Consider the following 14,765-nt stretch of genomic DNA (forward strand, 5'->3'; position numbering starts at 1 on the left):
TTGAGATGAACAACTTGCTCGAATTTCCCTGTTATCTGGACGAAGCGCAACTGCCGCATCCTGTACTCCACTCAATTCGAATGGAACTTGTTCAAGCACAGTCCATGCCAGATACGACCTCAAATGCGTCTACATTGCGGACTGATCCGCATGATCCTAAAGTGATCCACCATGTTCGAAGCGCACTTCCAGACATTCGAAGAGCCCGAGGCCGGCGTCGCGTTGACGGCCCGGTTGGCCGCGCTCCGTGAAGAACTCGCCCGCCGCAAGCTGACCGGTTTCGTGATTCCACGCGCCGACCAGCAGCAGAATGAGTATGTGCCGCCGTCGGAAGAGCGTCTGGCCTGGCTGACCGGTTTTACCGGCTCGGCGGGACTGGCGGTGGTGCTGACGCACGAGGCCGCGGTCTTCGTCGATGGCCGCTACACGATCCAGGCGGCCAAGCAGGTCGATTCAAGGGCCTGGGCCGTGGAATGTCTGATCGATCCCCCGCCGGAAAGCTGGATATCGGCACACCTGAAGGCCGGCGACCGCCTAGGATTTGATCCGTGGCTGCACACTTTTGCGGCAGCCGAGCGTTTGTCCGCCGCCTGCACCAAGGCCGGTGCCGAGCTGGTCGCCGTCGACAGCAATCCGATCGATGCGATCTGGCAAGACCGACCACAGCCGCCGATTGCGCCGGTCACGGTGCACGGGATGCAACATGCCGGCGTGACTGAAGCCGAGAAGCTGACGCAGATCAGGAGCGAGATCGGCAAGCTCGGCGTCGATGCGTTGGTGCTGTCCGACAGCCATGCCGTGGCCTGGACCTTCAACATCCGCGGCGCCGACGTCGCGCATACGCCGCTGCCGCTGTCCTATGCGCTGGTGCCGAAGGACGGCCGTCCCACCATCTTCATCGACCACCGCAAGCTCTCCAATCTGACCCGCGACCATCTCGAGCAGTCCGCCGACGTGCGCGAGCCCGATGCGATGGCGCCGACGCTGATGGCGCTCGCCAAGAGCGGTGGATCGATCGCGCTCGACAATGCGACCGCGGCCGATGCCCTCAGCCGGCTGATCACCGGCGCCGGCGGCAAGCCGGTGCGCGGCAGCGATCCGATCGCGCTGCTCAAGGCGGTCAAGAACACGACCGAGATCAAGGGCACGCAAACGGCGCACCGCCGCGACGCCGTGGCGCTGGCGCGCTTCCTCGCCTTCATCGATCGTGAGGCGGCAAGCGGCAAGCTCACCGAGATCGACGCGGTCGAGGCGCTGGAGACGTTCCGGCGCGACACTGGCGCGCTCAAGGACGTCTCGTTCCCGACCATATCGGGCACGGGCCCGAATGGCGCGATCGTGCACTACCGCGTCACCCGCAAGAGCAACCGGCGGATCGTGCCCGGCGATCTGCTGCTGATCGATTCAGGTGCACAATACGAAGACGGCACCACCGACGTCACCCGCACCATGGCCGTGGGCGAGCCGACCGCCGAGATGCGCGACCGTTTCACGCGTGTGCTGCGCGGCCACATCGCGATCGCGCGGGCGATCTTTCCCGACGGCGCCACCGGCGCGCAACTCGACACACTCGCACGGCAATATCTCTGGGCCGCCGGCGTCGATTTCGAGCATGGCACCGGCCACGGCGTCGGCAGCTATCTCTCGGTGCATGAAGGACCGGCGCGGATATCGAAGCTCGGCACCACGCCGCTGAAGCGCGGCATGATCCTGTCCAACGAGCCCGGCTACTACAAGACCGACGGTTTCGGCATCCGCATCGAGAACCTCGAACTGGTGGTCGCAGCCGACATCGAGGGCGCTGAGAAATCGATGAACGCGTTCGAGACGCTGACCCTGGCGCCGATCGACCGCCGGCTGATCGATGTCGGCATGCTCAGCAAGGACGAGCTCGACTGGCTCAACGCCTATCACGCCCGCGTCAGGGCCGAGGTGCGGCCGGCCCTGGACGAGACGACGAAGGCCTGGCTGGACCAGGCCACGGCGGAGTTGAAGGCGTAAGTTCGCCATTTCACGGGCTCGACGCATAGCACCACGCGATTTGCGCAAGGCTCATTTCCACCCCGCTGTCATTCCCCGCGAAGGCGGGGAATCCAGTATTCCAGAGACAGCAAACGTATGCGGAGATGCCGCGGCGTACTGGATCGCCCGGTCAAGCCGGGCGATGACACCGAATTTTTGACGCGAGCAGCGCGCCCAATCCATCCTCATCGCGCCGCCACTACAACCGTCCCGGAATCCGTATAGCCGCATTCCGAAACGCCGATATGCGTCTTGCGCGGGCGCGCTACAGTCCGATTCGAATTTCGACGAGACGGACGCGCATGCACGGCATGATCAGCAAGCCGCCGGAAACGGCGAAGAACCTCGCGACCTCGCGCGTGGTGTTGCTGTTGCTCGTCGTCATGACCGGCATCGCGCCGATCTCGCTCTACATGCTGGTTCCGGCGCTGCCGGTGCTGGCGACGACATTTGGCAGCGACATCTCGGTCGCGCAGATGACGGTGTCGCTCTACATGGTCGGCATCGCGCTGTCGCAACTCATCATGGGACCGCTGTCGGATCGTTTCGGGCGGCGCCCGGTGCTGCTCGGAGGACTGGCGCTGATGGTGGTCGCCAGCGTCGCCTGCATCTTCGCGGAAACGCTGCCGCAGCTGATCGCCGCGCGGTTCTTCCAGGCGCTCGGCGGCGCCGCCGGCATGGTGGTGAGCCGCGCCATCATTCGCGACATCTACGAGCGCGATCGCGTCGCCTCGATGATCAGCCTCGTGGTCGCGGCGCTGATGATCGGGCAGATGGTCTCCCCGCTCACCGGCGGCCTGATCGAGACTGCGTTCGGCTGGCGCGCGATCTTCTACGCCATCACCGTCGCTGCGATCATCGTCGCCGTCGGCATCGCATTCGCGCTGCCCGAGACGCGCCGAGACCGCGCCGCCGGCAGCGGCTTTCGCGGCGATGTCGGCATCCTGATCCGCAACCGCGCCTTCGTCGGCTATGTGATGTGCCAGGTGCTGGCCTCGCAGATCATCTTCACCTTCGCCGGCGGCGGTCCCTATATCGTGGTGACGCAGATGGGCAGGACCAGCGCCGAATACGGCGCGTGGTTCGCGACGACGGGTTTTGCCTATCTCGTCGGCAATCTGCTCTGCGTGCGCTTCGCGCCCAGGCACTCGTTGGAGAAGTTGATCTGGTTCGGCCTCGCGCTCCAGCTTTGCGGCAGCCTGTTGAACCTGCTGTGGAGTTTCGCCGGCTGGAACGAGGCACCCGCCTGGCTGTTCGGCACGCAGATGATCGTGATGGTCGGCAATGCCTTCGTGATGGCGAACTCCGCGGCTGGCGCCATCAGCATCCGTCCCGAGGCCGCCGGCACCGCATCAGGTGCGATGGGCTTCCTCCAGCAGGGCATCGGCGCGTTGATGTCGCAATTCGGCGCCTATCTCGGCGGCCATTCCGCGACCACGCTGCCGCTCACCGCCGCGGTGCTGGCGATCTCCCTGCTGTGCGCCTGCACGATGATTTTCGTCGTCCCCCGCCGCGAGGCCATCGTGAGCGAGACGCTGATCGGGCAGGCGGAAGAGCAAGAGAGCGGGATGATGTGAGGCATGCCCGGTGAGGCCTTCTTCCTTCTCCCCTTGTGGGAGAAGGTGGCGCGCGTAGCGCGCCGGATGAGGGGTCTCTCTCCGCACGGGTCCCCTCTCAAAGCTTGAACTCGAGGATAGAACCCCTCATCCGGCGCTACGCGCCACCTTCTCCCACAAGGGGAGAAGGGAAGAGTCACTCCCCGATGAGCGTCAGCCACTCGTCCTCGGTCAGCACCTTGACGCCGTGCTTGTTCGCTTCCGCGAGCTTCGAACCTGCGCCGGGGCCGGCGACGACGAAATCGGTTTTCTTGGACACCGATCCGGACACTTTTGCGCCTAACCGCTCAGCGGTGGCCTTGGCCTCGTCGCGCGTCATCTTCTCCAGCGAGCCCGTGAACACCACGGTCTTGCCGGCGACGGCGGAGTTGCTCTTCGGCTTCTCGGCGTCGATGATCTCGACCTCCCTGGTCAGCCGCTCGACGATGCCGCGATTGTGGCTCTCGCCGAAATAATCGGCGATGCTCTTGATCACGGTCTCGCCGATCTGGTCGAGCGCATCCATCTCGGCCATCGCCTCCTCGTCGCCCTTGGCGACCTTGAGGCTGGCATCATGAAAGGCCTCCCAGGAGCTGTAGCCGCGGGCCAGGGCCAGCGCCGTGGTCTCGCCGATATGGCGCATGCCGAGCGCATAGATAAAGCGCTCCAGCGCGATCTTGCGACGGCTCTCGATCGCGCCGAACAAATTGCGCACCGATGTTGCGCCGTAACCCTCGATGTCCTCCAGCTTGAGTTTCGAATTGCGCTTTTCCAGCGTGAAGATGTCGGCTGGCTCCTTCACAAAACCCTCGTCGAAGAAATACTGGAGCTGCTTCTCGCCAAGACCGTCGATGTCGAACGCACGGCGCGACACGAACAGCTTCAAATGCTCAATCTTCTGATAGGGGCAGGCGAACTCACCGGTGCAGCGAGCGCGTGCTTCCTCTTCGCCAGCGGCCGTCTCTCCTCGCACGACGTCAGTATGCAGGGGACACGGGCACTTCTTCGGAAATTCGAACTCCTTGGCAGCCTTCGGCCGCTTGTCGAGGACGACGTCGACCACCTGCGGGATGACGTCGCCGGCGCGCTGGATCACAACGGTGTCGCCGATCCTGATGTCGCGGCCCTCGCGCAGCACCTCGCCCTTGTTGCCGATGCCCTTGATGTAGTCCTCGTTGTGCAGCGTGACGTTCTGCACGATCACGCCGCCGACGCCGACCGGTTCGAGCTTGCCCACCGGCGTGAACGAGCCGGTACGGCCGACCTGGATCTCGATGTCGCGCAACACCGTCGTGGCGCGCTCGGCCGGGAATTTATGGGCGATGCCCCAGCGCGGCGTGCGCGAGACGAAGCCGAGCCGTTCCTGCCAGTCGATGCGATCGACCTTGTAGACGACCCCGTCGATGTCGTAGTCGAGCTTTGCGCGCTGCTCCTCGATCGCACGATGAAACGCCAGCAGTTCCTCGACGGAGTGACAGAGCTTCGTCAGCGGGTTGGTCTTGAGGCCGCAGCGCTCGAACCAGCCGATCATGCCGCTCTGCGTGCTCTCCGGCATCGCGCTCATCTCACCCCAGGCATAGGCGAAGAAGCCGAGGGGGCGCGAGGCGGTGATGGTCGGATCCTTCTGCCGGAGCGAGCCCGCGGCCGAGTTGCGCGGATTGGCGAAGATGGTGCTGCCTTCCGCCTTCTGCCGCTCGTTGAGCGCGAGGAAGGCCTTCTTGGTCATGTAGACCTCGCCGCGCACCTCGCAGATATCGGGGACGTTGCGTCCCTTCAGCTTTTGCGGCACGTCTTCGAGGGTGCGGATATTCGCAGTGACGTCCTCGCCGACCGCGCCGTCGCCGCGTGTCGCGGCGGTGACGAGTTCACCGCCCTCATAGCGCAGCGACATCGAGAGGCCGTCGATCTTCGGCTCGGCGGAGAAATCGATTCTGTCGTCGTCGAGCTTCAGGAAGCGCACGATGCGGCCGACGAAGTCGCGTAGATCCTCTTCCGCAAAGGCGTTGTCGAGCGACAGCATGGGGACGGCATGCCGCACCTTCTTGAAGCGGCCTGACGGTGCAGCACCGACTTTCTGCGACGGCGAGTCCGCGCTGACGAATTCCGGGAAGCGCTTCTCGATCGCGTTGAAGCGCTGGCGTAGCGCGTCATACTCGGCATCGGTGACGGTGGGCGCGTCCTCCTGGTAGTAACGTTCGTTATGCCCCTCGATCTCGAGCGCGAGCCGCATGTGCTCGACCTTGGCCTGCGCCTTGGTGAGGTCGGCGACGTCGCGAAGCGGTGCTGGTTTGGATTTTGCTGCTCTGGCCATAGTGCTTGGATACGATGGAGCGGGCGGGAGGGTAAAGGCGGTTACAGTTTCGTACCCCGGACATAACGTTTAGGGCCCCGGCGCTTGCGCGCGTCCGGGACACGAAATCAAGCCGTCGCCGCCTTGAGCAGACGGTCCGCAGCAGCCCTCGCCTCGGCGGTGATCTCGGCGCCGGCGAGCATCCGCGCGATCTCCTCGCGGCGGTGGTCGGCGGCGAGCGCATTGACGCGGGTGGCGACGCGCTTGCCCTTGTCCAGCGCGTCCTTGGAGATCAGCAAATGCTGGTCGGCACGGGCGGCGACCTGCGGGGCGTGCGTGACGGCCATCACCTGGACCTTGCCGGCGAGCCGCGCCAGCCGTCCGCCGATCGCGTCCGCGACCGCGCCGCCGACGCCGGTGTCGATCTCGTCGAACACCAAGGTCGGCGCCGAGCCGCGGTCGGACAGCACGACCTTCAGCGCCAGCAGGAAGCGCGACAGCTCGCCGCCGGAGGCGACCTTCATCATCGGCCCTGGCTTGGTGCCCGGGTTGGTCTGCACCCAGAACTCGACGCGGTCGAAGCCTTGGGGGCCTGGCGCTGCCTCGTCGGTCTGGATCTGGGTCATGAACTTGGCGCGGTCGAGCTTGAGCGGCGCGAGCTCGGCATTGACCGCCTTGTTGAGCTTCTCCGCCGATTTCTGTCGCGCCATCGACAGCTTCTTGGCGGCCGCCGCATAGCGCGCATCGGCCTCGATCGCGGCCTGCTCCAGCTTTTTCAGCCGTGAGGCGCCGGCATCGATCAGGACGACATCGGCGGCATATCTGGCAGCAAGTGCTGCGAGCCCGTCGACCGGCGTCGAATATTTGCGCGACGCTGCACGCAACGCGAACAGCCGCTCCTCGATGCGTTCGAGCTCCGAGGGATCGAAATCGGTCGCGGCAAGCGCCGCCTGGAGATGCTGGTCGGCTTCCTCCAGCGCGTTGATCGCGATGTCGATCGCCCTCACCGCGGGTTCGACCAGCGCCGGCGAGTTGACGCCGCGACGCTCCAGTCGACGCACGGCCGCCGACAGCGAGGCGACCGGCGAATGGTGGCCGCCGACCGCCTCCTGCGCCTCGCGCAAGTCGGAGGCGATCTTCTCGCCCTGCATCATCGTCGTGCGCCTCGAAGCCAGCGAGGTCTCCTCGCCGTCCCTAGGCGCGAGCTGCTTCAATTCGTCCGAGGCGTGGCGGAGGTAATCGGCTTCGCGCGCGGCGCGCTCCATGCCGGCGCGATGCTCCTCCAGCGCGGTGTTGGCGGTGCGGCGGGCGTCCCAGAGCGCCTCGACCGCCGAGACGTCCTTTTCGAGACCGGCGAAGGCGTCGAGCAGGCGGCGGTGGGTGGCGGCATCGACCAGCGCGCGCTCGTCGTGCTGGCCGTGGATCTCGACCAAGGCAGCACCGACCGCCTTCAGCGTCTGCACGCTGATCGCCTGGTCGTTGATGAAGGCGCGGGTGCGGCCGTCGGCGAGCTGAACCCGGCGGAGAATCATCTCGCCGGTATCCTCCAGCCCGTTTTCCGCGAGGATCTTCGCTGCAGGGTGATTCTTGGGGATATCGAATACGGCAGTGACCTGCCCCTGCTCCGCGCCATGGCGCACGAGGCCGGCATCGCCGCGCCCGCCGAGCGCCAACGCAAAGGCATCGAGCAGGATGGATTTGCCCGCACCGGTCTCGCCGGTCAAAACCGCGAGGCCCGGTGCGAATTCGATATCGAGCCGTTCGATCAGGACGATGTCACGGATCGACAGACGCGCCAGCATGGAACTCTATTTCCTAGCCGAGACCCATTTTCTTGAAGGTCTTGCTAATCCAGGACCCCTGATTCTCGCTCGGTTCGAGACCGCCTGATTTTACAAGATTATAGGCGTCCTTGTACCAGCGACTGTCAGGAAAATTATGCCCGAGCACGGCGGCGGCCGTCTGAGCCTCGCCGACGATCCCGATCGCCATATAGGCCTCGGTCAGGCGGTACAGCGCCTCCTCGACATGGCGGGTGGTCTGGTACTGCGTCACCACGGCCTTGTAGCGGTTGATCGCCGCCGTGTAGTCGCGCTTCTGCGCGTAATAGCGGCCGACGTTCATTTCCTTGCCGGCGAGCTGGTCGCGCGCACCTTCGATCTTGGCCTTGGCCGAGGTCGCATATTCGGAGGTCGGATATTTGCGCACCACCTCTTCCAGCGAGGCGATCGCCTTCTCGGTGCGGGTCTGGTCGCGGCTGATGTCCGGAATCTGGTCGTAATGCGAGGCGGCAATCAGATATTGCGCGTAGGCCGCATCCGGGCTGCCGGGATGCAGCGTGACGTAGCGGGTGGCCGCGCCGATGCAGCTGTCGTAGTCGCCGCCCTGGTAGGACGCGTAGGCCGACATCAGCAACGATTTGCGGGCCCAGTCGGAATAAGGATGCTGGCGGTCGACCTCTTCGAACTTCTTGTTCGCCGCCTTCATGTCCTTCTTCTCGTTCATGAGGTACAGGCCCTCATTGTAGATCTTGTCGGCGGGCTCCTCGACGAAGGTGTCGTCCTTGGCGGTGAACTTGTCCCAAAGCGCGCCGGTGCCGCAGCCGGCCAGCGGCAGCGCGAGCACGAAGAGGACGACAGCCTGAATCAGCCCACGGGCTCGAGACGAGACCTCTCGAGACGGGACTTGAAGATATCCGCGCGTCATACGCTGTGCCGACATGAATATTGCCCTGACGCCCTGTGGTGCGGTGTCCGCCAGCCCATGAACCCCGTCCTGGGCGCGAAATATAGCCGTGGCGCCTGCCGTGCGACCACGCCGGTGTAACCGAAAAACGATCTTCAACCAACCGGATAGGCAGGCATTCCGCCCGGATTAAGGCGAACGCGCCGCAATCCTAGCCGATCATCGTTACCAGGAGTTTCCCGGGGAAAGCCGCCGCCAAACGCCCGCGGCGACGGATCTCTTCAGGCCCGTCTCTCTTCGGGAATGTCTCGCTTCAGGAAACGTCTCTCTTTTAGGAAACGTCCGGCCCGTAGACCGCGGCGATCCGGCCGCCGACGATGCCGCGACCGGTTTCGGCCACCGGACGCGTGGTGCGGCGGGCTGCCTCGCCCTCGACCACCCGCCACGCGGTGCGGTCGGCGAGCAGCGCGGTCAGGACGGCGTGGTTGAGCTTGTGGCCGCCACGCACCGAGCGGTAGGCGCCGAGCAGCGGCAGACCGGCCAGCGCGAGGTCGCCGATCACGTCCAGCACCTTGTGGCGGGCGCATTCGTCGGCGTAGCGCAGTCCCTCGGTGTTGAGCAGCCGCTCCTCGTCGAACACGACGGTGTTGTCGAACGAGGCGCCGAGCGCATAGCCGGCGCTCCAGAGCCGCGCGACGTCGCACATCAGACCGAAAGTCCGGGCCCGGCCGACTTCGCGGCGGAAACGCTCCGGGTTGAGGTCGAAGGCGTAGTTCTGCTGGCCGATGACAGGATTGGTGAAATCGATCTCGACCTCGGCGCGGAACCCGTCGGCATAGGGCCTGATCTCGCCGAAGGAGTCGCCGATCTTGACCGAGATCGGCTTCAAAACCTGGATGAAGCGGCGCTGTGCCGGCTGGGTCACGATGCCGGCCTGGTCGATCGCCGCAACGAAGGCTGCCGCGCTGCCGTCCATGATCGGCACTTCCGGCCCGTCGATCTCGATGATGGCGTTGTCGACGCCCATGCCCCGCAGCGCAGCAAGCACATGCTCGGCGGTGGAAACCAGCGGGCCGTTGCGATCTCCGAGGACGGTGGCGAAATCGGTCGCGATCACCTGCTCGGCGGTGGCCTGAACTTCGCGGTCACTTCCCTCGAGCCCGGTACGGATAAAAACAAAGCCCGCGTCGACAGGCGCGGGTCCAAGCGTGAGCGTGACGGGAAGACCGGAATGAACGCCGACGCCTGCCACACTGGCTTGCGCACGAAGCGTTGTTTGCCGGCTAAATTTCATCAGGAACCGCCCCACTACGACCATCGCGACTTATACTGAACCCGACTGAGCGGCTGAGACCGCTCGCTTCCGAATCCGTATCCCCAAGTCACGGCAAACCATAGTCACTGCCTCAAACAGCGCCAACTCACGCTTTTTTACCGATTGTTACCCCAAACCCGCCGTATTCGCGCCAAGGCTTAACCAAATTGGACCGGAGTTTGGGACCGTTTTCGGTAGTTTTACTGAACCATCGAATATGTAATTAATTATTTAAAATCAGTTGCTTGGCTACGCAATCCGGATACGCACGGGGCAAAAGAAAAGGTCCCGGCAAGCTTCCCGCCGGGACCTTTTTTCGTCTGCCTTATTGTAACAATCCTCAGGTCGCCTGCCGCCGCAGGAAGGCCGGGATATCAAGATGGTCGTCTCCCTGTGGCGCCGGGGCAACAGGCGCAGGACGGCCGTGCATGTCCAGGCCCTGCGGCGCGGGACGACGGGCATACTCGGACACCGGCTCGGTGGACGCGATTTGCTGCGCCACGGTCTTCTGGGGGCGGCGATCGGGCAGCGGCGGCATCGCGGGACCGGCGGTGCGGGCCGCGATTGGCGCCTCGCTCTCCTCGTCACGGCGGCCGAGGCCGACATTGGCGAGGCGCTGCAGCAGCGACAGCCGCGTCTTCTGCGGGGTCTCCTCCTCGACCTCGCCGCGGGCCTGGCGAAGCTCGGCCTGGGCGGGCATCGGAAGTTCCTCGATACGCGGCATCCGCGGTGTGCGGACCGGCGCACGCTCGGCCTGCGGGGGGATGAAGGTTTCCGGCGTCATCGGCTCATGCATGGCCATCGGCGCCTGCTCGGGCTCCGGGAACAGCGTGGGCTTCTGCGCGATCGGGCGCACGGTGACGTCGCCATAGGTCTGCATCGGCGCGGGAGCCTGCGGAACGTCCGCAACGGCGGCGGCGATGGCGGCAAGCGCAGCGCGCTCCACGTTCGGACGCGGAGCCGTGGGAGCGGCGGCAAACTGACCCGTTCCTGCGGCCGGGGTCTGCGCTTCGAACTTCTGGGCGCGCTCGGCCATGCGCTGATTGTCGGCGCGGAGCCGTGCGGTCAAATCGGCAAGGCGGCTCTCGGCAGCCGCGGCCGGAGCCTGCTGAGCCTGCGGTGCCGGGTTCGCAACCGGCGCACTGGTGGCCTGGGTGTTACGAGCGATCGCGGCCTGCTCGATGCCGGTGGCGACGACCGAGACGCGGATCAGGCCGTCGAGCGCCTCGTCGAAGGTGGCGCCGACGATGATGTTGGCGTCCTGGTCGACTTCCTCGCGGATGCGGGTCGCGGCTTCGTCGACCTCGAACAAAGTGAGGTCCTTGCCGCCCGTGATGGAGATCAGGAGGCCTTTGGCGCCCTTCATCGAGCTGTCGTCGATCAGCGGGTTGGCGATCGCGGCTTCGGCGGCGGTCAGCGCGCGCTTGTCGCCGGAGGCTTCGCCCGTGCCCATCATCGCCTTGCCCATTTCCTTCATCACCGCTCTCACGTCGGCGAAGTCGAGATTGATCAGGCCTTCCTTGACCATCAGGTCGGTGATGCAGGCAACGCCCGAATAGAGCACCTGGTCGGCCATCGCGAAGGCGTCGGCGAAGGTGGTCTTCTCGTTGGCGACCCGGAACAGGTTCTGGTTCGGGATGATCAGCAGCGTATCGACGACCTTGTGCAGCTCGTTGATGCCCGCTTCCGCGGTGCGCATGCGGCGGCCGCCTTCGAAGTGGAAGGGCTTGGTCACGACGCCGACGGTGAGGATGCCCATCTCGCGCGCGATCTTGGCGATCACGGGAGCCGCACCGGTGCCGGTGCCGCCGCCCATGCCGGCGGTGACGAACACCATGTTGGCGCCCGAGAGATGGTCACGCAGCTCGTCCATCACTTCTTCGGCCGCGGCCGCGCCGACGACCGGCTGCGAACCTGCGCCCAACCCTTGCGTGGCCGCAGTGCCCATCTGCACGATGCGCTGCGCCTTCGACATCGTCAGCGCCTGCGCGTCGGTATTGGCGACCACGAAGTCGACGCCCTGGAGGCCCGCCGTGATCATGTTGTTGACGGCGTTACCACCGGCGCCGCCGACGCCGAACACGGTGATGCGGGGCTTCAGTTCGTGAATATCAGGAACATTGATGCTGATGGTCATGTTTGCCTCTCGATCACGCGCGCGTGGGTTCGCCCCGGCCGGCGGCCGCGGGAGTTGGTGAAAATCGAATATTGCGGGAAGGAGTCATCAGAAGCCCTCGCGTAGCCATCGTCCGACCTTTCCGAAATACCCGCCGGTCCCCGTCCTGACCTGCTGCCGCGTATGCCGCGGTTCGACATGTTCGTGGTGAACATATTGCGGGTAGACGAGCAGTCCGGCCGGCACCGCGAAGGCGGCGTTCTTCGCCTCGTTGGGCAGCCGGCCGAAACCGAGCGGACGTCCGACCCGCACGGGCCGGCCGAGAATCTGCGTTCCGAGCTCAACGAGACCGGTGAGCTGCGAGGCCCCGCCCGAGAGCACGACACGGCCGTTGGGCTCCGAGGCGAAGGGCGAATCCTTCAGCTTGTCCCGAACCATTTCGAAGACTTCCTCGGCACGATGCTTGACGATGTTGGCGATGGTAGCGCGGGAGACGATCTGCGGCAGATCCTGCTCGTCACCGGCTGTCGGTACAGACATCAGCTCACGCGAGTCCGATCCGCCGGTGATGACGGTCCCGTATAACGTCTTGATTCGCTCGGCATCGGCAATGGTCGCGGAGAGTCCGCGCGCCAGATCCATCGTGATGTGTTGCCCGCCGACCGCAAAACCCGCGGCATGTACGAACCGGCCGCCGGAAAAGACCGCGATCGTGGTGGTGCCCGCGCCCATCTCGACGACGGCGGCGCCGAGATCGGCCTCGTCGTCGGTCAGCACCGACAGGCCTGCCACATAGGGGCTTGCCGCCATGGCTTCGACGTTGATGTGGCAGCGTTCCACCGCCAGCATCAGGTTCCGCGCCACGGTGGCGTCGCAGGTGACGACGTTCATGTCGATCCCGAACTGATGCGCGACCATGCCGCGCGGGTCGCGGATGCCCTTGACGCCGTCGAGCGTGTAGCCGACCGGCAGCGCGTGCAGCACGGTGCGGCCTTCGCCGGTGGCGTGGCGCATGCCGGTGGAGGTGACGCGGCTGACATCGGCCGGCGTCACGGCGCCGCCGCGGATGTCGGCGGCAGCTTCGACCAGCTGACCGGAGAGCCGGCCGCCGGAGACCGACAGCAGCACGGACTCGACCCGCACCTTGGCCATTTTCTCCGCAAGCCCGACGGCCTGTCGTACCGCCTGCTCGCATTCGCCGAGATCGATCACGGCGCCGGCCTTCATGCCGCGCGACTGGATCTGGCTATAGCCGATCAGCTCCACCGCATGGGTCCGGTCGCGCAGGGCTTCGCTCGGCGCCGACGGCTTCAGCCGGGCGATCATGCAGGCGATCTTGCTGGTGCCGATGTCGAGGCAGGCGACGAGGCCGCCGCGCTTGTGCGGCATCGGGCGTGTCTTCGGTGTCTGGGTGCGATCAAGACCGGTCATGCAGCGTCCCCGGCCTTTTTCTTCTTCTTGTCCTTGAACAAATCGTCCCGCGCCTTGGCAGCGTCCTCGGACAGCTGCACCACCAGCCGATCGGGCAGGCGCAGGTCGACCGCGACGATGTCGCGGGAGAACAGCCTGTCCTCCTTGTCGAGCCTGGACAGCATCGCAAGCGCGTTGCCGACGTCCTGCTCGGGCAGGCGGATGTCGAGGCCGTCCTTGAGCCTGAGGTTCCAGCGCCGCTCACCGACGAAGATCGCGGCCTTGGTGATGGAATTGACCTGCGGATAGCGCGCCAGCAAAGCGAGGAAATCGCGGGCCTGCGTATCGGCGCCCTTGCCGACCACGAGCGGCAGCGACAGGAAGCGGCGCGAGACATAGGGTTCGAGCACGGCGCCGTCATCGGCGATGACGGAGAGCCGGCCGGCCTCCTGCCACAGCGCGAACGCCTTGCGCTCGGTGAGCTCGATCATGAGCTGGCCCGGATAGAGCTTCAGCACGGTCGCATCCGCGATCCAGGGATTGGCCTTGAGCTTGTCGCGCACCGCGTCGGCGTCGAGGAACAGCAGCGAGGATCGGCCGCTGACGCCGCCGATCGCGAGGATCTCGTCCTGGCTGAGCTGCTTGCGGCCGTTGATCACGACCGAGGTGATGCGGAAGCCGGCGGAATTGGCCAGCGCGTTACGGGTGTCGTTGACCGCCGTGATGAAATCCTGGAGATGGCCGCCCTTGACGATACCGAAGCCGCAGCTTCCGATCAGGAGCAGCACCGTCATGCTGATCCCGACCCGGCGCGGCAGATAGCGCTCGACCAGTGCGACCAACCGCGGCGGCGGCTCGCGCTCGATGATGGCTTTGGCCCGGGTCTTTTCCTTGGCGGCGGCACGCGCGCCGTGAACTCGTTCCAGACGCTTGTCCTGCACCCACTCGCGCAGAAGCACGACCGCTCCGATAGCGGCCGCCTTCAGGTCAGCTTGGGGCCTCAGCGATCTGAAAAGCGACCGAGTGAGGCTTCCTGCTCCATCCATTGCACGAGCTCGTCAACAGTTTGCCCGCGACATCGCGCGGGTCCTGGCGAACATGACGTCTCGGACTTGCCGGGCCGGGTGCTGGTCTTCAGCAGAAGAAAACCTCTCCCCTTCAGAGCGTTCGCTGGGAGTGACAACACCCGCAACGGTCCACGCGCCGGCAGCCAAAGCGTCATATGCGCCGCCAGCGTTAACCTTCGGACGTCCTGGTAAACAAAAGGTAAAGTTCGTTAACGACGTGAGCGTTTTGCCCAGGCCTGTGAGGCATTTATGCCGCAATATCCGG

At 65.3% G+C, this 14,765-nt stretch carries 9 protein-coding genes; 2 read left to right on the forward strand and 7 right to left on the reverse strand.

Going from position 1 to position 14,765, the window contains the following annotated elements:
• Positions 1-171 precede the first annotated feature (171 nt).
• Together AC0L3J_RS17700 and AC0L3J_RS17705 are read left to right on the forward strand one after the other, a co-directional pair.
• Complete coding sequence (locus AC0L3J_RS17700; RefSeq protein WP_473347904.1) at positions 172-2,001, forward strand: aminopeptidase P family protein; 1,830 nt, start codon at positions 172-174, stop codon at positions 1,999-2,001.
• Positions 2,002-2,324: 323 nt separating this feature from the next.
• Positions 2,325-3,599, forward strand: a complete 1,275-nt coding sequence (locus AC0L3J_RS17705) for a multidrug effflux MFS transporter (RefSeq protein WP_473347905.1) — start codon at positions 2,325-2,327, stop codon at positions 3,597-3,599.
• Positions 3,600-3,774: 175 nt separating this feature from the next.
• On the opposite strand, the gene ligA is transcribed toward AC0L3J_RS17705, so the two are convergent.
• The 7 genes from ligA to AC0L3J_RS17740 form a co-directional block, all read right to left on the reverse strand.
• Positions 3,775-5,928: an NAD-dependent DNA ligase LigA gene (gene ligA / locus AC0L3J_RS17710; RefSeq protein ID WP_473347906.1), complete on the reverse strand. Its 2,154-nt coding sequence runs from the start codon at positions 5,926-5,928 to the stop codon at positions 3,775-3,777.
• Between the two features lie 107 nt (positions 5,929-6,035).
• Entirely contained in the window at positions 6,036-7,709 is a 1,674-nt protein-coding gene (recN, locus tag AC0L3J_RS17715) for a DNA repair protein RecN (protein WP_473347907.1), read from the reverse strand.
• 13 nt (positions 7,710-7,722) lie between these two features.
• Positions 7,723-8,628, reverse strand: coding sequence for an outer membrane protein assembly factor BamD (locus tag AC0L3J_RS17720; RefSeq protein WP_473347908.1), 906 nt, complete (start codon positions 8,626-8,628; stop codon positions 7,723-7,725).
• A gap of 295 nt (positions 8,629-8,923) precedes the next feature.
• A complete protein-coding gene (gene lpxC, locus AC0L3J_RS17725) occupies positions 8,924-9,886 on the reverse strand; it encodes a UDP-3-O-acyl-N-acetylglucosamine deacetylase (RefSeq protein ID WP_473347909.1) in 963 nt (320 codons plus the stop codon).
• Positions 9,887-10,247: 361 nt separating this feature from the next.
• A complete protein-coding gene (ftsZ, locus tag AC0L3J_RS17730; RefSeq protein WP_473288601.1) occupies positions 10,248-12,044 on the reverse strand; it encodes a cell division protein FtsZ in 1,797 nt (598 codons plus the stop codon).
• 87 nt (positions 12,045-12,131) lie between these two features.
• On the reverse strand, positions 12,132-13,454 hold the full coding sequence (gene ftsA / locus AC0L3J_RS17735; protein WP_007613530.1) for a cell division protein FtsA: 1,323 nt from the start codon (positions 13,452-13,454) through the stop codon (positions 12,132-12,134).
• Positions 13,451-14,479 carry a cell division protein FtsQ/DivIB gene (locus tag AC0L3J_RS17740; RefSeq protein ID WP_456768421.1) on the reverse strand — a complete coding sequence of 343 codons (1,029 nt, stop codon included), beginning with the start codon at positions 14,477-14,479 and terminating at the stop codon, positions 13,451-13,453. Before AC0L3J_RS17740 ends, ftsA begins: the two co-directional genes overlap by 4 nt.
• Positions 14,480-14,765: the final 286 nt, after the last annotated feature.

The organism is Bradyrhizobium sp. Kon37 (assembly GCF_055807535.1).